Annotated in this window: 28 protein-coding genes; 18 read left to right on the top strand and 10 right to left on the bottom strand. The window is 33.1% G+C overall.

Features of this window, described 5'->3' with window-relative positions:
• The first annotated feature begins 127 nt into the window (after positions 1-127).
• From MKY06_RS27490 to MKY06_RS27520, 7 genes are all read left to right on the top strand, one after another.
• Entirely contained in the window at positions 128-382 is a 255-nt protein-coding gene (locus MKY06_RS27490) for a hypothetical protein (RefSeq protein WP_098792131.1), read from the top strand.
• 39 nt (positions 383-421) lie between these two features.
• Positions 422-1612 (top strand): FtsW/RodA/SpoVE family cell cycle protein, encoded by a 1191-nt coding sequence (locus tag MKY06_RS27495; RefSeq protein ID WP_194758432.1) that lies wholly within the window; start codon positions 422-424, stop codon positions 1610-1612.
• A 185-nt stretch (positions 1613-1797) separates the two neighbouring features.
• On the top strand, positions 1798-2340 hold the full coding sequence (locus MKY06_RS27500) for a sigma-70 family RNA polymerase sigma factor (RefSeq protein ID WP_048018846.1): 543 nt from the start codon (positions 1798-1800) through the stop codon (positions 2338-2340).
• Entirely contained in the window at positions 2324-3412 is a 1089-nt protein-coding gene (locus MKY06_RS27505; protein ID WP_048018845.1) for a DUF4179 domain-containing protein, read from the top strand. Before MKY06_RS27500 ends, MKY06_RS27505 begins: the two co-directional genes overlap by 17 nt.
• A 184-nt stretch (positions 3413-3596) precedes the next feature.
• Positions 3597-4121, top strand: a complete 525-nt coding sequence (locus MKY06_RS27510; protein ID WP_328250813.1) for a hypothetical protein — start codon at positions 3597-3599, stop codon at positions 4119-4121.
• A gap of 101 nt (positions 4122-4222) precedes the next feature.
• Complete coding sequence (locus MKY06_RS27515) at positions 4223-4618, top strand: hypothetical protein (protein ID WP_194758430.1); 396 nt, start codon at positions 4223-4225, stop codon at positions 4616-4618.
• Between the two features lie 33 nt (positions 4619-4651).
• Complete coding sequence (locus tag MKY06_RS27520) at positions 4652-5014, top strand: DUF7668 domain-containing protein (protein WP_194758429.1); 363 nt, start codon at positions 4652-4654, stop codon at positions 5012-5014.
• 72 nt (positions 5015-5086) lie between these two features.
• Here the strand turns inward: MKY06_RS27520 and MKY06_RS27525 are convergent, their stop codons facing one another.
• The gene (locus MKY06_RS27525; protein ID WP_194758428.1) at positions 5087-5926 is read right to left on the bottom strand and encodes a leucine-rich repeat domain-containing protein; all 840 of its coding nucleotides are present in this window, start codon (positions 5924-5926) and stop codon (positions 5087-5089) included.
• A gap of 194 nt (positions 5927-6120) precedes the next feature.
• Between MKY06_RS27525 and MKY06_RS27530 the strand changes: the two genes are divergently transcribed.
• Positions 6121-6474, top strand: coding sequence for a DUF2185 domain-containing protein (locus MKY06_RS27530; protein WP_194758427.1), 354 nt, complete (start codon positions 6121-6123; stop codon positions 6472-6474).
• A gap of 82 nt (positions 6475-6556) precedes the next feature.
• Positions 6557-6967: a GNAT family N-acetyltransferase gene (locus MKY06_RS27535; protein ID WP_194758426.1), complete on the top strand. Its 411-nt coding sequence runs from the start codon at positions 6557-6559 to the stop codon at positions 6965-6967.
• 767 nt (positions 6968-7734) lie between these two features.
• On the opposite strand, the gene MKY06_RS27540 is transcribed toward MKY06_RS27535, so the two are convergent.
• Positions 7735-7953: a TcpD family membrane protein gene (locus MKY06_RS27540; protein ID WP_098449622.1), complete on the bottom strand. Its 219-nt coding sequence runs from the start codon at positions 7951-7953 to the stop codon at positions 7735-7737.
• Between the two features lie 99 nt (positions 7954-8052).
• Between MKY06_RS27540 and MKY06_RS27545 the strand changes: the two genes are divergently transcribed.
• A complete protein-coding gene (locus MKY06_RS27545) occupies positions 8053-8835 on the top strand; it encodes a DUF5626 family protein (protein ID WP_098449623.1) in 783 nt (260 codons plus the stop codon).
• A 63-nt stretch (positions 8836-8898) separates the two neighbouring features.
• On the opposite strand, the gene MKY06_RS27550 is transcribed toward MKY06_RS27545, so the two are convergent.
• Positions 8899-9132: a hypothetical protein gene (locus tag MKY06_RS27550; protein WP_223269047.1), complete on the bottom strand. Its 234-nt coding sequence runs from the start codon at positions 9130-9132 to the stop codon at positions 8899-8901.
• 438 nt (positions 9133-9570) lie between these two features.
• Between MKY06_RS27550 and MKY06_RS27555 the strand changes: the two genes are divergently transcribed.
• A complete protein-coding gene (locus MKY06_RS27555) occupies positions 9571-10992 on the top strand; it encodes a hypothetical protein (protein WP_098449624.1) in 1422 nt (473 codons plus the stop codon).
• Between the two features lie 989 nt (positions 10993-11981).
• Complete coding sequence (locus MKY06_RS27560) at positions 11982-12179, top strand: IDEAL domain-containing protein (RefSeq protein WP_194758425.1); 198 nt, start codon at positions 11982-11984, stop codon at positions 12177-12179.
• Positions 12180-12383: 204 nt separating this feature from the next.
• On the opposite strand, the gene MKY06_RS27565 is transcribed toward MKY06_RS27560, so the two are convergent.
• Positions 12384-13748, bottom strand: coding sequence for a citrate:proton symporter (locus MKY06_RS27565; RefSeq protein WP_194758424.1), 1365 nt, complete (start codon positions 13746-13748; stop codon positions 12384-12386).
• A gap of 968 nt (positions 13749-14716) precedes the next feature.
• Here MKY06_RS27565 and ttdA point away from each other — a divergent pair.
• From ttdA to MKY06_RS27580, 3 genes are read left to right on the top strand one after another with little or no spacing between them, the layout of a single operon-like run.
• A complete protein-coding gene (gene ttdA / locus MKY06_RS27570; RefSeq protein WP_228541227.1) occupies positions 14717-15628 on the top strand; it encodes a L(+)-tartrate dehydratase subunit alpha in 912 nt (303 codons plus the stop codon).
• The gene (gene ttdB / locus MKY06_RS27575) at positions 15625-16236 is read left to right on the top strand and encodes a L(+)-tartrate dehydratase subunit beta (protein WP_194758423.1); all 612 of its coding nucleotides are present in this window, start codon (positions 15625-15627) and stop codon (positions 16234-16236) included. The genes ttdA and ttdB overlap by 4 nt, the downstream gene beginning before the upstream one ends.
• Before the next feature lie 20 nt (positions 16237-16256).
• A complete protein-coding gene (locus MKY06_RS27580; protein ID WP_194758422.1) occupies positions 16257-17054 on the top strand; it encodes a fumarylacetoacetate hydrolase family protein in 798 nt (265 codons plus the stop codon).
• Positions 17055-17208: 154 nt separating this feature from the next.
• Here the strand turns inward: MKY06_RS27580 and MKY06_RS27585 are convergent, their stop codons facing one another.
• The 5 genes from MKY06_RS27585 to MKY06_RS27605 all read right to left on the bottom strand — a co-directional run bounded on the left by MKY06_RS27585 (position 17209) and on the right by MKY06_RS27605 (position 20227).
• Entirely contained in the window at positions 17209-17964 is a 756-nt protein-coding gene (locus MKY06_RS27585) for a GntR family transcriptional regulator (RefSeq protein WP_194758421.1), read from the bottom strand.
• Between the two features lie 564 nt (positions 17965-18528).
• A complete protein-coding gene (locus tag MKY06_RS27590; RefSeq protein WP_258198374.1) occupies positions 18529-18657 on the bottom strand; it encodes a hypothetical protein in 129 nt (42 codons plus the stop codon).
• A 32-nt stretch (positions 18658-18689) separates the two neighbouring features.
• Positions 18690-18938 carry a hypothetical protein gene (locus MKY06_RS27595; protein WP_048018880.1) on the bottom strand — a complete coding sequence of 83 codons (249 nt, stop codon included), beginning with the start codon at positions 18936-18938 and terminating at the stop codon, positions 18690-18692.
• A 43-nt stretch (positions 18939-18981) separates the two neighbouring features.
• Positions 18982-19566: a hypothetical protein gene (locus MKY06_RS27600; RefSeq protein ID WP_078082521.1), complete on the bottom strand. Its 585-nt coding sequence runs from the start codon at positions 19564-19566 to the stop codon at positions 18982-18984.
• A gap of 76 nt (positions 19567-19642) precedes the next feature.
• A complete protein-coding gene (locus MKY06_RS27605) occupies positions 19643-20227 on the bottom strand; it encodes a hypothetical protein (protein WP_194758420.1) in 585 nt (194 codons plus the stop codon).
• A 343-nt stretch (positions 20228-20570) separates the two neighbouring features.
• Here MKY06_RS27605 and MKY06_RS27610 point away from each other — a divergent pair, with 343 nt between their 5' ends.
• The 3 genes from MKY06_RS27610 (at position 20571) to MKY06_RS27620 (ending at position 21931) form a co-directional block, all read left to right on the top strand.
• Complete coding sequence (locus tag MKY06_RS27610) at positions 20571-21089, top strand: helix-turn-helix domain-containing protein (RefSeq protein WP_078082519.1); 519 nt, start codon at positions 20571-20573, stop codon at positions 21087-21089.
• A 156-nt stretch (positions 21090-21245) separates the two neighbouring features.
• Positions 21246-21482 (top strand): hypothetical protein, encoded by a 237-nt coding sequence (locus MKY06_RS27615; protein WP_190238273.1) that lies wholly within the window; start codon positions 21246-21248, stop codon positions 21480-21482.
• Between the two features lie 137 nt (positions 21483-21619).
• A complete protein-coding gene (locus MKY06_RS27620) occupies positions 21620-21931 on the top strand; it encodes a hypothetical protein (RefSeq protein ID WP_029324447.1) in 312 nt (103 codons plus the stop codon).
• Between the two features lie 70 nt (positions 21932-22001).
• Here the strand turns inward: MKY06_RS27620 and MKY06_RS27625 are convergent, their stop codons facing one another.
• Positions 22002-22163 (bottom strand): hypothetical protein, encoded by a 162-nt coding sequence (locus MKY06_RS27625; protein WP_171843214.1) that lies wholly within the window; start codon positions 22161-22163, stop codon positions 22002-22004.
• Positions 22164-22203: the final 40 nt, after the last annotated feature.

Genomic DNA, 22203 nt, shown 5'->3' on the forward strand with positions numbered 1-22203 from the left:
ATTCTGCTACTATTCCTATCTTACTTAAGGCTCTTCTATGTTATAATTATAACTTCGTTTACATTTATGGTTAATAAATGATAATTAATCACATAATGGTAATTTCATTTAATGGTAGGAGTGTTGTATGAAGTACGTAGAAGTTGTCACAGAAAGTAGAGTAAGAACAATCTCTTTAGTGCTACTACTTGTCTTTATGAGTTTAGGGTGGTATCTAGATAGTTCTTTTTGGTACAAGGCAGTCATCATGGTTGTCTCAATTGCATTTATCTTACATAGTTTACATTATTATTTGACAGGACGAAATAAAACAGTAGGTACTATGGCTATAGTAGCAAGTTCAGCCTTTGGTTTGTTTAATTTATTGAGAACTTTTCTCTAAAATCATATGTTTTATACTGCAAGAAATGAGGATATTTCAATGTTTAAAAAGGTTTTAAGGTGTTATGACTACAAGCTTATTATAGCTTTAGTTATCTTAAGTATGATTGGTTTAATTATGGTTTATAGTGCTAGTATGGTAACAGCTATTGCTCGATATGGATTCACGGGTGATTACTTTTATCAAAAACAAAAGCTTGCACTTATAGCAGGTTTTTTCTTTTTTTGTGTTACAGCTTTTATTCCTTATAAGATATATCAAGAAAAAAAAGTGTTGAAACTTGCATTAGGAGGAGTAACTACACTTCTAGTTCTGGTGCTTGTATTTGGACATACAGCAGGAAATGCCACAAGTTGGCTTGTACTTGGTCCAATTAGAATACAACCATTAGAATTAACAAAACTTGTAATTATTGTGTATTTATCAGCTGTTTTTACAAATAAGCAGCAATATATAAATGACTTAAAGCGTGCTATTATTCCACCTATTCTTATCGTCTTCTTTCTTTGCTTTTTAATTGCAATGCAGCCTGACTATGGAGGGATTCTCCTTATTTTAGGAATGGTTGCAGCTATTGTCTTATGTTCTGGTATTTCTAAAAAATCAATGTTAAAGATTGCGATGTTAGGAGTAGTAGGAATAGGAGTTATGCTTTTTGTTTTATTAGTAACTGGCCATATTGCTACAGTCTTTTCGCCAGTACGTATTTCTCGTTTTACAGGATTCTTACATCCATTTGAAAATCAACAAGGCGACGGTTACCAACTTGTTAACTCCTATTTGGCTATAGGAACCGGGGGACTACAAGGATTAGGCCTAGGACAAGGTGTGCAAAAAGCTGGTTATCTACCCGAATCTCATACGGATTTTATCATGGCAATTATTGCAGAGGAATTAGGTTTCTGGGGAGTACTTATTGTCCTGGGATTATTGTTTTTTATCATTGTAAAAGGGTTAAGAATAGCACAAAAGTGTAAAGAACCGTTTGGAGCATTATTAGCTATAGGTATTTCAGTTATGATTGGCATTCAAGTATTTGTTAATCTCGGCGCAGTAACTGGTATCTTACCTATTACAGGTGTAACTTTACCATTTGTGAGTTACGGTGGATCTTCCCTCACTTTGTTAATGTTGTCTATGGGAGTACTAACTAATATCTCTATGTTTAATAAGTTCGAAGAAAAGTATAAGAATGAATTAGTTAGGCAAAGTAAGTTAAAAAGCGTTTAAATTGAGTAAACAAGGCATCTTATTTCATAGGATGCCTTGTTTCGTTTCTGATAAAGTACATTATGTTAACTAACCTTGTATATGGTATACATTATAAAAAATAAAATATTTTTTTAAAAAAATGAAGATAGTGAAACTTTTCGTGTGTTGAGACGACTCTAATTAATGAAAGGAGTGGTAATACTGTGAAACATGATATACATACAGTAAAAAAAGCAATTAGTGGAGACGCTAAGGCTTTTGAAGAATTACTTTTCCAAGAAGAGAAAATGCTTTATTATAAAGCTCTTTCTTATGTTGGAACAAAGGAAGATGCTCTTGATGTCATACAAGAAACAGCATGTAAAGCCTTTTTGGCGATAGGTAAATTGAGAGAACCAGAGTATTTTTCAACTTGGCTATTTAAAATTCTTATACGAGAGTGTTACAAGCTATTAAAGAAACGGGAACAAATCGTACCTTACGAAGAGCATGAATTGTTAAAGAGGTTAGATGAGAAACAAGAAAGAGAAATTGAATCTTTTCATTTAAGTGAGGCATTATCTAAGCTTAATTCATCTTATCAAACATCTATTATCTTATTTTACTATCACGATCTATCCATTCAGGATATTTCGGATGTGATGGAAAAACCAATTGGTACAGTAAAAACGTATCTACGTAGAGCAAAGAAAAAATTGAGAAGTGAATTAGAAAGGAGCTATAAATTAAATGAAAGAATCTCGTGAGCAGGTAGAAAAATTTCCTAAAGAACAGGTTAGATTAGCTATTCAAGCAGGTCTTAGCCAAGCAGAATCACAAATGAATAGCAACAAGATAAGTTATAAATATAGCCATAAAATTAGCAATAAAAAAAGAAAAGGCTTATATGCTATGTCTAGTGTGGCAGTCGCTTTTGGACTATTAGTTGCTTCTTCTTATCAATCTCCAGCTCTAGCAAGCACCTTGTCTCAAATACCTGTTATCGGTTCTATTTTTGCAGATTCTAATTATGTTGGTTTGAAACAAGCTCAGAAAAATGGATTAGTCAGCCAAGTTGGAGAGACACAGACTGTCAATGGAATCTCTGTGACGCTTGAAGAAATTTTATACGACCAAAGTGGCATTAGACTTAGTTACATTATAAAATCAGACAAAAAATTAGAAGAATACTATTGCGGTAGTGGAATGGATTATACTGTGAATGGGAAGACAATTGGTGGATCGGGTGGATATGAAGAAAAAGTCCAATCTCCTACAACTCGAACCGCCATTCAGGAAATAAACATATCTAAAGATATGCCAAATGCTTTTGAGCTTGGATTAATCCTGCATGGACAAAACGGAGAAACGTGGTATTTCTCAAATCCAGTCAAAAAAATTAAAGATGTTAAGAAGGTTCCAATACATTATTCACAAAATGTAGACGGCATTGGCCTTAATATTGATGACTTATCCTTCAGTAAAACGGGGACTAGTATATCTTATGAGAGTTCTGAAAAAGGAGAGGACTTCGAAGCAAGTAGAGCTGGAAATATAGAACTTAAAATAGTTGATCAAGATGGTAAAAAGATTAAGAGTTATTCAGGTGGAGCAGAAGGTAGACAAGTAAAAGATAAACTAGTGTTTACCAGTAATAAAAAGTTTGACCCACTCAGCTCAAATGTTACCGAATTGACTGTTACTCCTTATTTATTCCTTCCGTCACAAGGTGGAGGAGTGGAGTACGATGAAAATGGTGAGTCAAAAGAGATAGGATTTAAGGGTGGTTCTTCAAAACCTGTTAAATTCAAATCTTTTAAAGTAAAGATACCTCAGTAATTATACGCAGCTTTTAAGAAATAATTTTTAGTTCTTAAAAGCTGCATTAATTATAGGAACGGAACTCATTGTCCCTTTGCGCTACAAAAGGGTTAGTGAGTTCTGTTCCTATAATACCTGTTATGTAAACTGAAAATGAATATAATAGACAAAGGGTATTTTGTTTAAAACTAAGGAGATCAGTATGAAAAAAAGAATTAAATCTGAATTAGGGATATTAGTAGGGTCTAAGTTAAGCAATATTGGCAGAGCATCTAATCTGTTTTGGCTTGAATTTGGAGAAGCTTTATCTGTAATTAGAAGAGGAAGAACTCAAGAATTAGCTGAATATGTTTTACATATTCAATGCTCATGGCGTATTACCAAAAGTAATAAAATTTTAGTAGCCTCACGGGATTTCTATTCTCCAAGAACAGGATTAGATGGTGAAGACGAGCATTTCGAATGGGATGTGCAAGGAAATAATCGATTTGATGAAAGAACTGAATACTTTATAAAAAGCTTAAAAGAACCATTAACTGTAAAAAGTATTGATTCAGACGAAATTGGAGGACTAAAGGTTATTTTGTCTAATGGCTTTACATTAAACGTATTTCCGGATATTTCAGAGGACGATGAATACAGTGAGTTTTGGAGATTCTTTACTCGTGGTAAGGATAGTTTCCATTTTGTCGTTGCAGGTAATGGGATTGAGAAGGATTTTAACTAAGAAATACATAAAACAAAAATGGTCCCTTTACTAAGTACCGTTTTTGTTTCACTACCTATAATTTACATTATATTAACTACACTTATATAGGAGAATTAAATATGGATTCTAGACAGCTATTTTTACGAGAAATACATAACATTATCAAGGAATACTCAGAGGTGGGAGAACAATTAAAGCAACCTTCCAAAGAATTATCATGGGAGGAATTTAATTTAACTAAAAATGAAATAAGTGCTTTAGACGCTCAGAAATTCACCGACCAAAGCATTAGTGCAATTGAAAAAATCGTCAGAGATAATATTATGGGTGCTTTTCATAGTGCTTTTTGTTTACTAGATGGTGTGAGTGACCCTGTATCAGAAAATGAGGAAGACGTATGGGTTGGGTTAAAGTTAGAAGAAAAACAAGAAGATGAAGAAAATGAAGAATTTTTACATGACGAACTGTATAGTTCATATTGGGACTGGCACGAGTCAAATAATAAAGACAAATAAAGTTATAACAAAAACCTTTGTTGGAGAACTAAAATGATTACAGATTCTTTAAAAAGAGAAACGGGAAAAAAACTGAAGGTATTGATAGATCAACTCGTTGAAGGTAATATAGAGAACATTGTTTCTTCTGGTTTTTCTGAACTAACTGAGGCAGAGATTAGAGAAGAATTGCAATACTACCCTGGTAAAATGAATTTACCTCCAAATGCAGCATATCAGAATTGGGGAGAGGAAATAGATATATATGAGATAGGATATAAGCCCCCTCCTAACTATGAAGGAACCATTAATTTATACTACGATGGAGAACAAAGTGATTTAACTTTAAAATTCAATATATATGTGGAAAACAATGATGAAATTTTAATTAAAATACGTGACTTAGATGTAATGTGAAAACAAAAGGTCCTTCATTAAAAGGACCTTTTGTGCTGCCTATCGTGATTATGTTAATTAAAAATGTATGTTCTATTCGTCTTTATTTTTAATTTTAGCCAAGTGTTTTTCTTGCATCTTTCTAAAGATTCTTTCATATTTGTCTAACTTTTCCTTATCTCTTTGATAATTTAAAAGAGGCTTTCTTTTACCGACTACCATAGTATTAAGCTCATAAATTGGGTAAGTTAATTTGAAATAAGGCTCAAATTTATTGCAATGTGTATTAGGCAATAGGACAGAAAGCATCGCAAATTCTTCAGTTGGAAATTGATTAGACGTTTTAAAGATCTCCAAGCCTTTTAGAACTGAAATAGGTTCTAAAGATTCATCCATTACTCTAATATTAGACAATGCTAAATACTCTAGGTTTTGAAGAGATTTTAGTGGTTGTAGATTCTCTATTTTCAATTGATTCGAATCGTTCCCTTCTAAATTTAATATCTTTAGGTTAGATCCATGTTTTAAATATTGAATATTAGTAAGTTTAGAAAACCCTCTAATTAATAAAGATTCTAAAAATGGATTAGCTTTTAAATCCCACAACTCCTGAGCTCTTGTATTAGATTCTAATCCAAGAATTTTTAGATTTGTTAAGTTTTCTAGCCCAGATAAATCCTCTACTCTCATACCATAGATATAGAGGGATTCAGGGTTAATTAACTCGATGAGTTTATCGAATTCCCTTTGGTTCACAAACTCAATCCATAATTTTTTTATTCTAGACAGTTCTGTAAGTTTTGAAAGGTTTTTTGTATCGCCTCTAATCAAAAGTTCTGTTGCTGATGTCTCTACATTTTTTAAGTCATATGTAATATCAGGTCTTTTATTATCATGAAATACATATTCTACATGTTTCTTTTCTAAATCCATACATTCTCACTTTCGCTCCACAAAGTATTTGATTATTACTATTTATTAAAGCACATAATTAATGAGTAAAACATGCTTTTGTACCGATAATACATTTTTGATAAATTAGAGATGAATAAGATATACATAACTAATAGAATTATAGTATCTTAATAAAGCTGAATAGATTATAGATTAATTGAGGAGCATGAAACATGTTTAATTTTAGAAAAAAAGAGAAGAAATTTTATTTAGATGCAAGCCAAATCAAACAACTCATTGATTCATATGAAGGGTGTATTGCAACTGATAGGATTACAGTAGATGGTTGCAAGGTTGGTTATATGTATAGAGAAGAACCCTATGAATATAACGAAGCAGATAGTGGTTGGAGATTTCTTTCTGGAGATGAAGATGATCGTTATATGGATAATTCTAAAAATCATGGTGTTTATCTGGTAAATACAATATGCAATTATGATCCAGATATAATGCCGTTTCTTGATGCAAAACCGGGTACTGCATATATTCGTGATGAAAAAGGTAATTTCATTCTTGATGAAGAATAGATACTGGCTGCCGAAAATCTGAATTGTAGTAATAAGAAATAAATAGAATATACATAAGATAATAAGAAAAAGAGGTATCATAATGAGAGAAATTTATTCAATTAGGATTGATCCTACCATAAAAAAGCTATTATCTTATGCAACTTCAGAAGAGAAGATTGATGCAGAATACAAGAAATACATTTGTTTACCGAATCGAAAATTATATAGTGCCGAGGTAAATGGAGAAATAGTTAGCTGTATAGGAGTTGAATTTCATAATTCCAAGGAAGTTGTGATAAAGCATATATCTGTTTTACCAAAGGAAAGAAGTAGTGGAATAGGAAGTAGCATGATTAGATTTATTTGTAAGGAATATAATCTAAATTCTATTTCGGCCGAGACAGATAAAGATGCAGTAATGTTTTATTCTAACTTTGGCTTTCATGTAACAAGCTTAGGTGAAAAGTACCCTAGAGTGGAACGTTTTTTATGTATATTTGATGTCAAATGAGTCACCTTAAGGTGGTTTAGTCCCGATAATTAGTATTGCGTAAACTTACCTATAATAAATTACATTTAATAAAAAAAGAATCCTTTGTCCATATAGACAAAGGATTTTCAAATTTATTGGAATAGGGGGAATACGTTATTAGTTTGGCCAGATTTGTAGATTCATATACATATGCCTTTAAAAATAAATATTGTAATTGATTTTTTTAGGAGAAATAACCTTGTCTATGTTTCGTAATTCGGTAAGTAAATATTAAAGCATTTATTATATTGTTTAAGTTTTACCATTTACACTTAGTGGCGACAAATTGTAGGTTTTTCTACAATATATAAAAGCTAAAATTTGTTTTTATAAAATACGTTTAGTTTGACTTAACAATATAGTGAAAAGGAAAACTAATCATAATCAGAATTATGTAAACTAAAAAACTTCAAAAATGAATTTCACTCGTTAAAGTGTAAAATCCTATTTAGCTTCTTTGTTTTATTTTCATTCATCTCAAATCAACTGGAAACCACATCACTAATTCCTCACATTGTTAGCTCGACTCTTAGAGGACCCATCTGCATGAATCGTAACACAGCCGATTGTAAGTGATAGAAATCTTATTTTTCGTCCGTATTAACAACCTCCAAAATACTAATAAGTATTCATCTCATTATTAATATGATGCGTTATTAAGAAATGTATGTTCAAAAACTGAAAAGTGGAGAATAGATTTAAGTCTACCCTCCACTTCATGCCATTTTTTCCTATAAGTTAAAAAATTATATCCTTATCTCTTTCACTACATAGGCAAACCAAAAGACAATAGTAATTATTGAAGAGAAAAACAACTGAGGGTAAGTTAGAAATATAGGCATTGCAACTGCTACAACAACTACTACGACTGATCCGGTTATTCTTTTTTTAGAAAACTTATATGCTAAATAGCCTAATAGAATACTAATTCCTATTACAAAAAGACTGAAAAAAATGGTAGTCATTATCAGAAACTCCTTTACCTTTTATTTGAATATATGTTATTATTTAACACTGTAAACATATATATGTTAATTTACTATAAGTAGGAGGAGATTTCAAGAATGAAGAAGGTTGTTACATTTTTAGTTGCACTTGGTCTAGTTATTCCGAGTACAATGACTTCAGCAGAATCAAACTCAAAAGACGACGTCGATTATGACAAAATCGCAGCACACATGAAGGAAGACGGATCTTCGCAAGAAGATATCGATAATGTTATTAAAAAAATCAAAAATGGTGAAGAGTTAGATGCAGATAAGCCTGAAAATCAAAAAAAGTTAACTTTATCTAAAGCACAGCTACATTCTACTTTGACAGAAGGCGATGAAGACTCAGAAGATGACGAAAACGATTCTTTTAGTATCACAGATGCTGAGCCTACAAAAAAATTCACTTTTGATGATGGATCCTATGTGAAGCTATCAATTGAAGTTGTTGATGAAGATGCAGATTCAGTTAAATCATTAGGTGGAAACATGTCTACTATGGCTACAAACGAAAAAACAATTAAGGTTACTGGTAAAAGTACTTGGGGAGATGCTTGGTATAAAGCTAAGATTTATTTAAGTGATAGTCCAGTAGGGAATGACTATATCTCAAAGGTATACGACAGAAACATTCACACCTACTTTGGCACTTATTCAGATCCAAGCTTGAAAATCTCTAGAAAGTATGAAGTTCGTAGCAAAAGTATAAGTGCTAAATCTTACCTATTCTATAAATATACTAATATGACTAATTTTAGTTCGAAAACAAAGTATTTGAAAATGCATGTCGGAGATGCTATCAACGATAAATATGGTATTTATGTTTCGTACACAGATGGAAAAGCTAGTTACAAATAAATATTAGAACAAAGAGAGGATAGACATGAAATTCTATCTTCTCTTTTTATTTCTTTGTTATAATTACTTCTTTTCCTCATAAGCCCTTACCTTATTGTAAAACGTCGCTTTTTTCATGCCCATTTCCTTCATAAATGCGACAGCCGTAATTGTTCCAGACTTCCATTCTTTATATAACCTATCCCATTCTTTAGGAAAAGCAATGATGGGACGTCCCAAATGTTTTCCTTTTGCCTTAGCAACGGCTATTCCTTCTCGTTGGCGCTGTAAGATGGTTTCTCGTTCCTGTTCCGCCATAGATGTATAAACCTCTATAATGAATCAATGTAACACCATAATAAATATAGTATTATATATTTTTGCTACAACAATATTAGAGGTTCCAGAGATTCATTATAAAGACAACTTGACTTATGGGAATAAAAGTATTATTATTTTTTTAAATTGCTTTAGTACTAAAAAAATATTGAAAATTGAAATACAAATTACTAGTCGATTGGACTACCAAAGGCTCTAAAAGTTCTCTTATTTATGAACTTTTAGAGCTTTTTTAATGGTAGTACGTAAAGTTTCAGTTCAAATAGGTTAATAAAAGTGATCTGGTGCAAACTTTCAATTTTTTCGAAATACGAACGGAAACATACAACTAATTCTAAATAGTACATTTGTATAATAATGTGAGTTTATTATGGAATTTCGAGAAGATTGAAAAAGAGAAAGTGAGGTTTAAATACTATGTCAAAGTATCAGTTAACTCTTGAAAACCGAAGCATTGAATGGGGAACTCAGTTTGATATCGGTCCTCTTATAGGCCAGTTTACTGAAAAAACCATAAAATCACATGAGAAAAAAGGAAGTTTCGATTGGAATCTTCCGAGTGGGGTGTACCGTGCTAAAGATATTGTCCGTGAATTGAACCCTCTTTTAGAAGCCATAATTGTTCAACTTGGAGAAGCTGCAGATTCGAAAGCGTTGTTAGAGAATCTTGAGGCTAATTTAGCAATCTCCGGGAGAGAATCAGTTTTGCCTCTTGGTCAACTTTCTCTTAATGATATGTGTGGAATAGAACTTACTGAGCAAGCAAAAAGTATAGGTGAAACTTTAACACGTTGGGCAAGTGAATTCAACTCACAGCAGCGAGCATTAAAAGAGTATGGTGAGGTAGTTCTCAACAGTTTAAACTTTAGAAGCCACTGTGATAATCACCCATGGACGCCTAAGGTAGCCAATTTACTTTTGGGATCGGCGGGTGGTCCGGCTGTCATGCAATTGTTTAATGAGTACCTACATCAGCTAGTGCTTTTAAGAGACGCACTAATTCCGTTCAAGAATTGGGAAGAGATACCCATTAAAATTGATGAAATAAATAATGCCAAGGGATTAAGATTTATGGAGCAAGCGCACACTGAATTTTTATCTAAACTGTTAGGAAAGAGAATGTCTCATAAGGCACTGGTTCAATTCGCTCAAAGCGTATTAAGTTCTGGTCTGACAACAGTTGGATATGGATTTCAGTATCACCTAGGAACCATACTTCCGGCAAGTTTGGGAGCTTTTCCAACAACGGCTTCTAGATATCTCCTCTATTGGCACCCAGTGTGGACAATTGTAGATGATAATTTTGATGTCTCTATTCCTGTCTCCTTCAACTATGAATTTCAAGACTACCTTTCTGCACCTCGCAGCAATGCGGGTGACGGACGAGTTGTCTTTCAACTAGATGTGCCAAATCAGGAACTTGAGAACGTCCATAAAGCGCAACTTTTAACAGCTGGTGATCAGAAAAATGTTGTTATCCAATACCGTATCCAACTAGGTTCCAATGACTTTGTGGTTGATCTTGGTCAGGTATTTAGAGGCCAGAGATTTATGTATCGTCCAACTATGAATTCTAAGTCAGTTTCAGGAGCACATTCTGAGAAAAAAGCGCATTTCAAAGAGCATCATGCAAGGGATATTTTAGAAACACCAGGTTTAATAACGAACGAGTTCGGTACACATTTTATTTCTGCTAGGGGAAATCATCTTATACTATGGGCGTTATTGGGTAAGCTTTATCCTGAGAATGTAATCATCCTTAATAGCCTTAGTGAAGAAGAGTTTGAGGCAGCTAATAGTACAGGTAAGGGATTTGGTGCGAAATTCTTAATCCATTAACCTATATAATAAAGAAGATATTCGGTTCTGGTGCAAGAAATGTTAGTTAGAAACATAGAGTAGCAGTTTCTTCTACATTTCTTGCATCAGAACCACTTTTTCTATGCTTATCATGGATTTCTTCCTCCTTCTTATTGTGTATTGGTTAATTTTTAGTATATAAAATGGATATAGATAATCTAACCTTTTTTTAATTAACTAGTCTTAAATATTTACAAAATTAATTCATAACGGAGTTATTGAGTAAAATAGTTAACGATAATTTCTAGGTATGTATATTAAAATACATACCTTTATCAAAACAAACATTAAAATAAAAATAGAAAATGTTATACAATGTGAAAGCTATTAATTGATTGGAATATTTAGTGATTTTATTATTATACCAGAAGGAATTATTAATGTATTTTATAAAAATATAATTCAATTATTACCTACAATGTAGAAAAACGTTGTATTTGTCGTCATTTTGAGTAAATAATAAAACTATTATTTTTATAAGTTATTTTATACATTTACTTCTTTGTATAAAATACAATGATTATGTATTTAAAGTTGAAAATATTTCACTAAAAATATATAAACATTAAGTGTTTTTGAATTTTATGTTGAAGTTAGAAGGAATAAATCGATTTTCTAAAAGGAAAGTAGAAGATAGATTGGTATATGATAAAAGGCAAAAGTCTCTATTTTCCGTAAATAAGTGTAATTAATAAAACATTAATCTTTAAAAGCTAATTTTTATCCTTTCTCTAATAAATAAAATTAATTGTTAATCACCATTATTTCTCATTAATCAATTAGTTATTAATTATGTGGTCATATCTTTTTTTTTCTAATTGAAGAAATATGAAAAATATCTAAAAGGAATATAGGAACGTAATCATGCATATTACTCTATATCTCACTTCATCTATCAACCTTGCATAAAAAAACGGCAAAAGGGAATACTGTTTGCAAAAGAGAAAAGATAAAGGGGTTGACGTTTTATGGAAAATAATATGCTTAATGAAATGGACCGAATTGATCCAAATTTACGTGATGAAATGTTGGCTGAACTGTTTTTGAATCAAATGATGAATGACTTCAAAAGAAGTAAGATTCTCGAGGAAATTGATCAGTCCTTAAAGAATAAAGATAAGGAAGCTTTTTTACGTTTAGCAGAGAAGCTTAAAACTGTGTCTTAATAAAATACGCATCATATAATAGAAGAAATTGGTCAAAAAGAAGCCTTTGCAGTTCCTGCAAAGGCTTTAATACTGCGCTTAAACGTGAAGCTCAGTTAGGGAATTTCTACATGGTAGACTAGTCAAAAGAATTTAATTAATTGTCCTTCATGCATCAATTTTGTCCAATAATGAAATACAGCTAATTTTTGAAAAGTATTTTTTCTAAATCGGCAATGCTCCCGTTAATGTATAAACAGCGAGGTATATAAATAGAATTGGCCAAGCATATTTTATATATGTTTTTTGAAAGTCTATAAAGTTTGTTTCAGTCGAAGCAACTAACATATATAGAGCTGGAATAACCGGTGAAATTAAACGAAATGCCTGTCCCACCATGGAAGCTACCGCAGCTTCACCAGCAGAAATTCCATATTGACCCATAACATCTGATATAACTCCGGCTATTCCAAAGTAGAAGGCATCTTGTGGTAAAAATGTAATTGCAGGTGCTGCAATCAACGCGTAAATTGGTGCCATATTTGATCCTAATGATTCCGGAATAATAGCTGTAATAGATGTTGCCAAAGCACTTGACATCCCACTACCTGTTAAAACACCAGAAAAAACGCCAGCAGCCAAGGTTGCCAAAGCTGGTGCTAAAGCATCTGCTGCTAAAGCATCGAGTCGTTCGTTGATAAGACTTGATGACTTATAGTTTACCGTAAGTGCAATTGCTGCACCTATACTAAACAAAACACCGCCATGTGCAACATCCATCACGAGCATAACTAAAATAACAAGCGTTAAAATCAAATTAAAAGCATATAACTTGGGTCTCTTTAATTCAGGATCTTTTAGACGAATAGCGTTTAACATACTTTCCATTTGCTCTGGGGAAATGTCTTTAGCAGTTTTAGGATCAAAGTTTAAGCGTTTTCTTTCTTTTATACCAATAAAATAAGCCATACAAATTGCAAATACTTCAGCAACTAGCATACCTGGTAATAAGTCTGCGAACAATTCACTAATACTTACGCCCATTGCTGTGCTTGCAGCTATTGTTGGGCCTCCCCATGGTAACTGATTAAAAATTCCAATAGGCGTAACAATAATTACGGCTAAATAAATTAGTTTAATATTCATTTGTTTATAGAGTTGAAGGAAGGCAGCCACACAAATAATAATAGTGGTAGTAGTATCACCATTCATAGTGACTACTGTCGCAGTTAAAACTGTTGCCATTGTAACTTTCAATGGGTCACCTTTTGCTTTTTTAATAAAGAATTCGCATAAAGGATCAAACAAACCGACATTAAGCATCAAACCAAAGTACAACACCGCAAATAAAATAACAATCGCAGGTGAAATAACACCCATAGAAACCTTTCCTGTTTCTTCATTTACACTAAATAAAACACCATCTTTAATCCATTCAAAGAGATCCAAAAAGGAGGCACCCGTTACAAAGGTTGCAATTGCTCCAAAAACAAATGGAACAATTGTTAATGCCCCGAATACAGATAACTTATTTTTTGAGAGAAGTACAATGAATACAATAATCATTAATAATGCTAGGAATGTTAACATATAAACCAGCTCCCGTAAAAAGTATGAAATTAAATTATTTGTAATTTTGAATAGTTAAGTGTTACTAGGTTAGTAAGTTATACATATGTCAATCTTTTATCCAGAACCTTATTAGAAGGATTAACTTTTAATGGGGTTCTAGGTTTTTATTCATTTGCTTGACGAAACTAACTCATTAAAAATGGAAGCGTATACAAAATGGTTATTACTTAAGAAATTACGAAAAGATAAATCATGTCATGTAGGAGATAAATTGGCAGGGAAATGTTGCTCAAAGGATCTCTTTTTACCTACACCTCCATTTCCTTAGTTTTTTAAAAGCATAACTGATAATATTAATCCTTATATTTCTAAGTTAGATTTTATGTTAATGTATACATTAGTGTCAACATAATTTTTAGAATATTTAACTTTTTAAAGTGTGGTAATTATACTAAATTTATACTTTCTATATATAATAGGATTTATAGATGGATGAGCATATCGTATTAAAATTTATTGTGTTAAAGTAAATCAAAACTATTGACTTTAATGTATACGTTATTTAATAATTAACTCATAAGATATTTACATGAAAGAGATGCAGATAGTGGTAGAAGCCCTATCAATGATTGAAAAATGTGTTTTGCGTCTAGCCATTATCTCTGATGAGGAATTTGAAAAGTGGTAAACAGTACTGTTACATGTACTGGCTGATTTAGTTCAGGCATCAGGAGAGAACTTTTTTTGAAAGCGATTTCTTGTTGTGGGGTGGTGATTATTACTTAGAAAGTTGGCGTAGGGTGGATGAGAAATGATTAAAAAAACTTAAATATGATTTTATTATTTGTAGGTTCACTCAAGTTAGCTAAAGCAATCAATATAGCTGAAGTAGGGAGGTATCGCAGATTCTACCCCTGGAGTTTTAGGAATCACCAATCTGCTTCTCTTTCTACCCAAAAAATTAAAGATAAAAAAGGAGAGTTATTATGAGCGTTATTATGGATAAGATACAGCAAAAAGAAAAGATGACTAATTTGATGGCAAAGTTTGTATCTCTTGTCAGTTATAAGCTTCCTGATGATGTAGAAAATAAACTAAAAGAGCTAAGTGAAGATGAGAATAACAAGCTTGCAAAAACTATATATAAAACTATGTTTGAAAATCAAAAGCTAGCTTACGAGTTAAAGAGACCTTCATGTCAGGATACAGGTGTTCTTCAGTTTTTTGTTAAATGCGGACAGAACTTCCCTTTGATTGGGCAGTTAGATAGTATTCTGAAGGATAGTGTGTATAAATCAACTCAAGAGACGCCATTGAGACACAACTCTGTAGAAACATTTGATGAATATAATACAGGAAAGAACATTGGTGACGGTTCACCAAGTATCTTCTGGGAAATTGAAGAAGATAGTGACAAAGTGGAAATCTATACTTATATGGCAGGAGGAGGCTGTACTCTACCTGGAGTGGCAACGGTTCTAATGCCGGGTGAAGGCTATGAAGGTGTGGTAAAGTTTGTGCTTGATCGGATGACTAGTTATGGAATTAACGCATGTCCTCCACTTCTTGTAGGTGTAGGGGTCGGTACTTCCGTTGAGACAGCTGCCATGAACTCTAAAAAAGCTCTTATGAGACCTGTTGGAAGTCATAACGAAAATGAAAATGCTGCTAAGATGGAAAGACTTCTTGAAGATGGAATTAACGCTATCGGTCTTGGACCACAAGGACTTAAAGGAGCTAAATCTGTCATGGGCGTAAATGTTGTAAACACGGCAAGACATCCTTCTACGATTGGAGTTGCAGTGAATACAGGCTGCTGGTCCCATAGACGAGGAAAGATTACCTTTGACAGTAATTTGGACTATGAAATCAGTACTCACGAGGGGGTAACACTATGAGTAAAAAAGTATTAACCACACCTATAAAGGACCAGGATCTTAAGGGCATAAAAATTGGAGACATTATCTACCTAACAGGGACACTGGTTACTTGCCGAGATGTTGCCCACAGGAGACTTATAGAAGAAAAAATTCCTTTACCTGTAGATCTTAAGGGCAATGCTATTTTTCACGCTGGACCGATTGTTAGAGATCTAGGAAATGAAGAGTATGAAATTGTTTCTATCGGTCCCACAACGAGTATGAGAATGGAGAAGTTTGAAAAGGAATTTATTGAAGAAACAGGCGTTAAACTCATTGTCGGAAAAGGTGGAATGGGTAAGAATACAGAGGAAGGATGCAAAACTCATAAAGCACTTCATCTTGTCTTCCCAGCTGGAAATGCTGTTTATGCAGCAACAAAGGTTGAGCAAATCAGAGAAGTACATTGGAAAGACCTTGGTATGCCTGAATCCCTTTGGGTTTGTGAAGTAAATGAATTTGGTCCTCTTATTGTGTCTATTGATGCGGAAGGAAATAACATCTTTGAAGAAAATAAGGTAGAGTTTAATAAAAAGAAAGAAGAACAATACAAGTTAATCAGTGAGCAGGTAAGGTTCATCAAATAAGTTATGAAGTTGGTGTGAGTATGCAGGTACTACAAAAAACACAAACGATAGTTCGCTATCAGCGACATAACAGGGAAGTATATTACGGGATTGTTGCAGGTGATGAAATTGTACAATTGTCTAGTAACTTTACTGAAATTGTAAACGATAAATTGAAATATGATGGATCAAGAGTTAAATATAATGATGTAAAGATTTTGGAGCCAGTAATACCCTCAAAAATTGTTAATTTTGGCTGGACATATGCTGAACATGCAAAAGAAACTGGGGGGAGAGCCAACCTGAAAGAACCGTTTTTATTTTTAAAACCGACGTCTTCGGTAATCCCAGATCAGGGAGAAATCATCCTCCCCTCAAGTGATTTAACCAAGCAAGTGGAAATGGAGGGGGAAGTGGCACTCATTATTGGTAAACGCGGCAAAAATATAAAAGAAGAGGAAGCATTAGAATATGTTTTTGGCTGTACTGTATTTAATGATGTGACTGCAAGAGATCTCACAAAAGCTGATCCTCAGTTTACACGTGGCAAAGGTTTTGATACGTTTGGCCCGTTGGGTCCGTGTATTGTAAAAGGTGTAGATCCTACTAATTTAAAAATCGTTACAACTTTAAACGGTAAAGTTGTACAAGAAGGTAATACTAATCAGATGTCACTTTCAATTCCTTTCCTTATCAGTTGGATTTCACAGGTTATGACATTAGAGCCGGGTGATGTTTTGGCGACTGGTTCCCCTTCTGGAAGTCGTCCAATGAAGTCAGGAGATACTGTGGTTGTTGAAGTAGAACAGATTGGTAAGCTTTGTAACTACGTAAAATAGAAAATATTATAATGAAACCTAATGGTTACTAACCCACCTTTAGGTTAGTTGCTGATAAACATCATACCATAACTGGTTTATTAATATTAAGTATGTCTTTCCAACGAAAAAAGCTGTAGTTGATTTCGAAGAAATCTCTACAGCTTTCTTTTTATTATTTAGGGATAGAGCGAATCGCCTCTAGGATTTCATTGCGGGCTCTATGACGATGGGATTGTAACAGCGTTCGCACTGCTCCAGGTTCGTTAGCTCTCATGGCTGCTAAAATGGCTTTATGTTCTATTACTGAATGAGTGGGTTTTGGTCGAAGACCGATGGTATATAAGCGCGCTCGATAGAGTTGATCAGACTGGCTATCTACAATTCCTCTCAAGCGTTGATTCTCCGCCAAATCAACAATAAAATTATGAAATTGGTCATCTAATTCTGTCCATTCCAATAGATTATCTAACTCTAGGGCCTTTTCTTGCTCTTGGATGAGTTGTTCAAGATGGTTTAACTCTGTAGCAGTGACTTTTGGAGTAGCAAGGTATCCTGCAACGCCATCAAGGGCTTCTACAACTTCGTAAATTTGTTGAAGGTCATCTGCCACAAGTGGAGCTACAATAAATCCTCGGCGTGGAATTAAACGTACCCAACCTTCTGTTTCTAAACGAACAAGAGATTCTCGTACTGGAGTCCTGCTCATACCTAGAATTTCAGCCATTTCTCTTTCTAATACAGTTTGACCTGGTTCAAGCTTGAGATGGCGTATTGCATGTCTAATAGCTAAATAAGCACGTTGTGGTAAGCGTGATTCATCATTCGTATCTAATGTTGATAAAAATGAACGAACGGATGAGAAAAGGGGTGACTCCTCTTGCGTACCTTGTTTGAACTCAGGGGTTTGAGGTGTTGATGGTTTATTCATTTGTATTCCCTCACTCCGAAAAACGTTAAATTTGATATCACTATAAAAAAGTGTAAAAGCAATGCACAAAAAGATTTGTTAATTTATAAATAAAATCATAACAAATGAGATTTATATTGCAAACTCTAAAAGTAATATTTACGAGCTATTTTCATCCTGAATTAAAACAGAATTAAATATACCGTCCATAAAAGTATACGTTTGTAGTTAACATAAAACAATTTAACGGAATCAAAAAAAGACATTCAATTAAGATGTCTTTTTTGTTGGAGATAAGAAATTATCCAACTAGTAACAAAAGTAACAGGAAATATAAGGAGAATCCTAATGACAAATAATAATTCAGGAAGTGGCAACAATCCGCCACCAGCTGGTACAAATCCCCCGCCCCCGCAGGCTTACAGACGTAAGGAAAGTCACATCAAAAGAGAAACAGACTTTACGAAAACAGGGGATAGCTCAAAAAGTAAGTGAAGTAATGTGTAAAAAAAAACGGTGCTTGTACCGTTTTTTTATTTTTAAAAACATTTTGTTGTTCAGTTACTTAAGAAACAACGATACTTGCTATTTGTTCATTTCTATAATCATAGCAATAACCGTTATGACCCATCCAATAACCAGCAATACAGGTAGTGCAAGCGTTAAAATGAAATCCAAATTATCAAGTTCCTGTTTCTCTTTTAAATCATTCATGTTAAATACATCCTTTCCCTGTATAAGCCTAATTATGAACCAAATCCCTCTCCAATGTGTAACAACAAAGCGAAGCCTGCTAATATTAGGTTAAAAGACACTCCTAGAATAATAAAATAGGAAATTCTTGAGCAAACGGCAAATGCCACTCCGAGTACAGCTAAAATAGTTAAAACCGTATCCATTTGATTATTAAACGCGCTTGGACCTCTGTGTATTAAAACATAAAGGCAGCCTGCTAAAAATGTAACGACTGATAGATACCCACTTATAGTCTTCAATAGAGTTCCTCCAGTCTGGCATAACAGCAAGTAGCCAACTAGTTTATTTTTGTGATTCCTTATATTTAAGTGTTTTCAAATCGTAACGAGCAATTTCTTCCTTGTTTCGGTAAAGGACTAGATCTCCTTCTCTTGCTTTTTTTCTAAGCTTTTCAAGCTTATCTTTTGGTGGAGAAAGAGGGACAGCGTCATTCTTTTCGTTAGCACCTAACTCATAATCTAAGTTAATATGACCTTTACCTTTATCGTTAAAATCGTTAATTCCAATACCTGTTCCTAAGCCTTCTTTCGTATGAGCAAATACATTGTACCCTAGTACTTCTTTTGAAGTGGAAACTAAGGAGTCATTCGGAATAACTTTAACATCCATCTCCGAGTTAGGTTTGTGTAATTGCTTACGACCGTTCTTATAAATGTCCATTGAATAATAAAGTGAGTTACTTACGATTTGTTTTGTTTTACCGTTCTCATCTTTTCCTTCTGTACTGCCTGTTAGTTTTGCATCGTTGACAATGGACACGTCAAAATTTTTAATACTAAAAGGTCCTTCTTCTTTTTTTACTGAAGAACAACCTGCCAACCCTCCGATTGCTAACATGCCAGTTAAGACACATACCATAATACGCATTTAATTTCCTCCGTTCGTAGCTGTTGCGTTTACTATATATATATGTATTGAATAAGCGATTCATAAGCAGTTACGCTTATTTTTCAATAGGTTTTAAGTCTTCTAATGAATAGCGAGCAATTTCTTTTTTATCTCGTGTTAACACGAGTGTCCCATGTCTCGCTACTTTTGCTAGTTTCTTAAGTTCTTTATCCGGTGGCGCTAGAGGAATATAATTATTTTTAACCGTTGCTCCTACTTCATAATCGACACTTACTTTTCCTAATTTTGTAGCATCGAAACCTACCATGCCCATGCCATATCCATATTTGTCGTGGTTCTTCTTAAAAATGTCCACGCCAACAATATCTTTAGATGCTTTTTTTAGGTCTGGATCAGGAATGATAGTTGCTTCAAGAACATCCTTGTCCTTTTTAAATTTGTCGCGGTCTCCGTTTTGTTTCATCTTAAACTCGTAATATAGTGCTTTGTTCTTTACATCAACCTTTTTTCCACTGTTGTCTTTCGCAAAAGTTTGGCCAATAAGATGAAAGTTATCTGTAATGGCTACATTTACGTTTTTTACTGTATAATCTGGTTGCTTCTCGCTTGTTGAATTGGAGCAAGCTGCTAAGGATGTTGCTAGAAATATACTAACTAACACTATTGCTATTTTCTTCATGTTGTCACCTCTAGATTATTTTACCATATAAGGAATTTAGATGGGGGTTTAATAAAATTATAAAAACTATAAATCTATATAGTTTTATAGTGATATAAACATATTTTTAAAGAGTTTTATGGAATGTCTTTTAATACATAAAAAACATGTGTTAGGAGGGGAAATTATGACGGATATTCATACTACCGATAATGTGTTTTATGGTGCGACATTCTAGGTACTCTTAGTAGCCTGAAAGTCTAACTCAACCACTGGTTTATATAGGAGTTTACTAAAAACAACTAATATTATGATGATTGTCTTCCTAACTTCGTCTATATTGGGAATGAAGGAGGAGAGACAAATGAATTTAGGAGATAAATTAAAAGAACTTCGAAAAGAACATAATTACTCTCAACAACAATTAGCAGAAAAACTACATGTAACTGCACAGGCTATTTCAAAATGGGAAAACAATAAATCAGTTCCAGATATAATCAACCTTGTCCAGTTAAGTGAAGCATACGGTATTAGCCTAGATTATCTAATAAAATCAGATAAACAGTTACAGAAGAAGCTATCTATCAACAATATTCGTTTAAAAATTTTTAACTTTTTTGTAGTAGCTTTTATTTTAGTTATGATCTTAACCTTTAGTATCTTGATAAAAGCTCAGTTTTTTATGTCTAATCATAGCTTAGGTGGATGGCTATTTGTAAGTTTGGGATTTTTATTTATTATCTTTTCGTTTTTAAGCCTGTATTGCTATATAGTAAAGAAAAAGTATTTTATATTCCTTTGGAGTGCTTTTTTAACGTTAGGCTGCATCGTATTTGTAGGGCTGTTTTATGACTATATTATGCAATTACTATTTCCCTTATAAAGTGGTTGTAATTAATGAATACCATATACAAAATCAGTTAACATAATGTTAATTATCGGCATTCTTATTATGATTTTTATAAAATTCGATCCACCTACAATGTTATAATAAGATTCTTACAAATATAGAAAATATATGAATAAGTGGGTGGTAATGATGGATAACAAAAGAAAATACTTTAAATACAATGAACAAGATATTCTTGAGATACTGTCTGAGTACCTTTATACAAACTCTAACTCTGAAACTATAAGCTCAAAAGCAATATTACTTGGTGAGACTGCGAAAGATTTAAGATTAGTTGCAGTTATAGGCGATGGTGAAGATGAAGAGCTTTTTGAAACGGATTTAGAGGAAATCGATAAGAAAATAGATTTTAATGGTTCACATTAAAAATACACTCTAGTTAACGTAATACCAATTATAGGAAGAAATCTAACAACGAACGATTACGAGTTTAATTAGAATAATGTATTAGTGGTATACCAACAGATATAATATAATGAAATAAAAAGGGAGAAATATCCAAAATGAAAAAACGCTTGTTGAATTGGAGCATTATCATTGGAATTACTACTATTTTGGCTATTGGTATACCACGAACAATAAGTAATGAAGCAGAGGGTTTGAGTTCGCCAGAAGAAGAAAAAAAGGTAGAACAACTTGAAGGAGATTTCCGAAAATGGTCACTTAGACCACTGGACAAATTTATGGTGCAAAGTTACCAAGCTAAATCGAATGGACATCAGTGGAACACCGTAGAGCAAAAATCAATTGAAAATTATCGCGTCACATATTACACCTTTTTTGGCATACGTTACATGGAAGTAGAAGTTAGTTAAATCTAATAAATATATATAAACATAAAGATAAGAAGCCGTGGGAACAAGTAGTTCCTACGGCTTCTTATCTTTATGTTGCCCCCAAAACTGCAACTATTGTGATTGATAAAACAGTGCTTAATAACAAAGAGATGATCCAGTCTTTTTTATCTGTCATTTTCAAAAGTATATTTAAGGTTGAACTAATCGCAAGCAGAAAAAGAAAAACGAATAAAGTCATAATAAATTCCATTTCCTCATCTCCTTTTTTCCTTATAATTACATTTTATCAC

It is taken from the genome of Priestia sp. FSL P4-0332 (genome assembly GCF_038005845.1).
Lineage (GTDB): Bacteria > Bacillota > Bacilli > Bacillales > Bacillaceae_H > Priestia.

Coding starts and splice junctions, on each gene's coding strand:
- ttdA (WP_228541227.1), top strand. CDS start 14,717: ATGAGCGTTATTATGGATAAGATACAGCAAAAAGAAAAGATGACTAAT.
- MKY06_RS27620 (WP_029324447.1), top strand. CDS start 21,620: ATGAAAAAACGCTTGTTGAATTGGAGCATTATCATTGGAATTACTACT.
- MKY06_RS27610 (WP_078082519.1), top strand. CDS start 20,571: ATGAATTTAGGAGATAAATTAAAAGAACTTCGAAAAGAACATAATTAC.
- MKY06_RS27615 (WP_190238273.1), top strand. CDS start 21,246: ATGGATAACAAAAGAAAATACTTTAAATACAATGAACAAGATATTCTT.
- MKY06_RS27535 (WP_194758426.1), top strand. CDS start 6,557: ATGAGAGAAATTTATTCAATTAGGATTGATCCTACCATAAAAAAGCTA.
- MKY06_RS27565 (WP_194758424.1), bottom strand. CDS start 13,748: ATGTTAACATTCCTAGCATTATTAATGATTATTGTATTCATTGTACTT.
- MKY06_RS27495 (WP_194758432.1), top strand. CDS start 422: ATGTTTAAAAAGGTTTTAAGGTGTTATGACTACAAGCTTATTATAGCT.
- MKY06_RS27585 (WP_194758421.1), bottom strand. CDS start 17,964: ATGAATAAACCATCAACACCTCAAACCCCTGAGTTCAAACAAGGTACG.
- MKY06_RS27600 (WP_078082521.1), bottom strand. CDS start 19,566: ATGCGTATTATGGTATGTGTCTTAACTGGCATGTTAGCAATCGGAGGG.
- MKY06_RS27555 (WP_098449624.1), top strand. CDS start 9,571: ATGTCAAAGTATCAGTTAACTCTTGAAAACCGAAGCATTGAATGGGGA.
- MKY06_RS27550 (WP_223269047.1), bottom strand. CDS start 9,132: ATGGCGGAACAGGAACGAGAAACCATCTTACAGCGCCAACGAGAAGGA.
- MKY06_RS27505 (WP_048018845.1), top strand. CDS start 2,324: ATGAAAGAATCTCGTGAGCAGGTAGAAAAATTTCCTAAAGAACAGGTT.
- MKY06_RS27580 (WP_194758422.1), top strand. CDS start 16,257: ATGCAGGTACTACAAAAAACACAAACGATAGTTCGCTATCAGCGACAT.
- MKY06_RS27560 (WP_194758425.1), top strand. CDS start 11,982: ATGGAAAATAATATGCTTAATGAAATGGACCGAATTGATCCAAATTTA.
- MKY06_RS27540 (WP_098449622.1), bottom strand. CDS start 7,953: ATGACTACCATTTTTTTCAGTCTTTTTGTAATAGGAATTAGTATTCTA.
- MKY06_RS27530 (WP_194758427.1), top strand. CDS start 6,121: ATGTTTAATTTTAGAAAAAAAGAGAAGAAATTTTATTTAGATGCAAGC.
- MKY06_RS27590 (WP_258198374.1), bottom strand. CDS start 18,657: ATGAATGATTTAAAAGAGAAACAGGAACTTGATAATTTGGATTTCATT.
- MKY06_RS27545 (WP_098449623.1), top strand. CDS start 8,053: ATGAAGAAGGTTGTTACATTTTTAGTTGCACTTGGTCTAGTTATTCCG.
- MKY06_RS27520 (WP_194758429.1), top strand. CDS start 4,652: ATGATTACAGATTCTTTAAAAAGAGAAACGGGAAAAAAACTGAAGGTA.
- ttdB (WP_194758423.1), top strand. CDS start 15,625: ATGAGTAAAAAAGTATTAACCACACCTATAAAGGACCAGGATCTTAAG.
- MKY06_RS27525 (WP_194758428.1), bottom strand. CDS start 5,926: ATGGATTTAGAAAAGAAACATGTAGAATATGTATTTCATGATAATAAA.
- MKY06_RS27515 (WP_194758430.1), top strand. CDS start 4,223: ATGGATTCTAGACAGCTATTTTTACGAGAAATACATAACATTATCAAG.
- MKY06_RS27625 (WP_171843214.1), bottom strand. CDS start 22,163: ATGGAATTTATTATGACTTTATTCGTTTTTCTTTTTCTGCTTGCGATT.
- MKY06_RS27510 (WP_328250813.1), top strand. CDS start 3,597: ATGAAAAAAAGAATTAAATCTGAATTAGGGATATTAGTAGGGTCTAAG.
- MKY06_RS27490 (WP_098792131.1), top strand. CDS start 128: ATGAAGTACGTAGAAGTTGTCACAGAAAGTAGAGTAAGAACAATCTCT.
- MKY06_RS27605 (WP_194758420.1), bottom strand. CDS start 20,227: ATGAAGAAAATAGCAATAGTGTTAGTTAGTATATTTCTAGCAACATCC.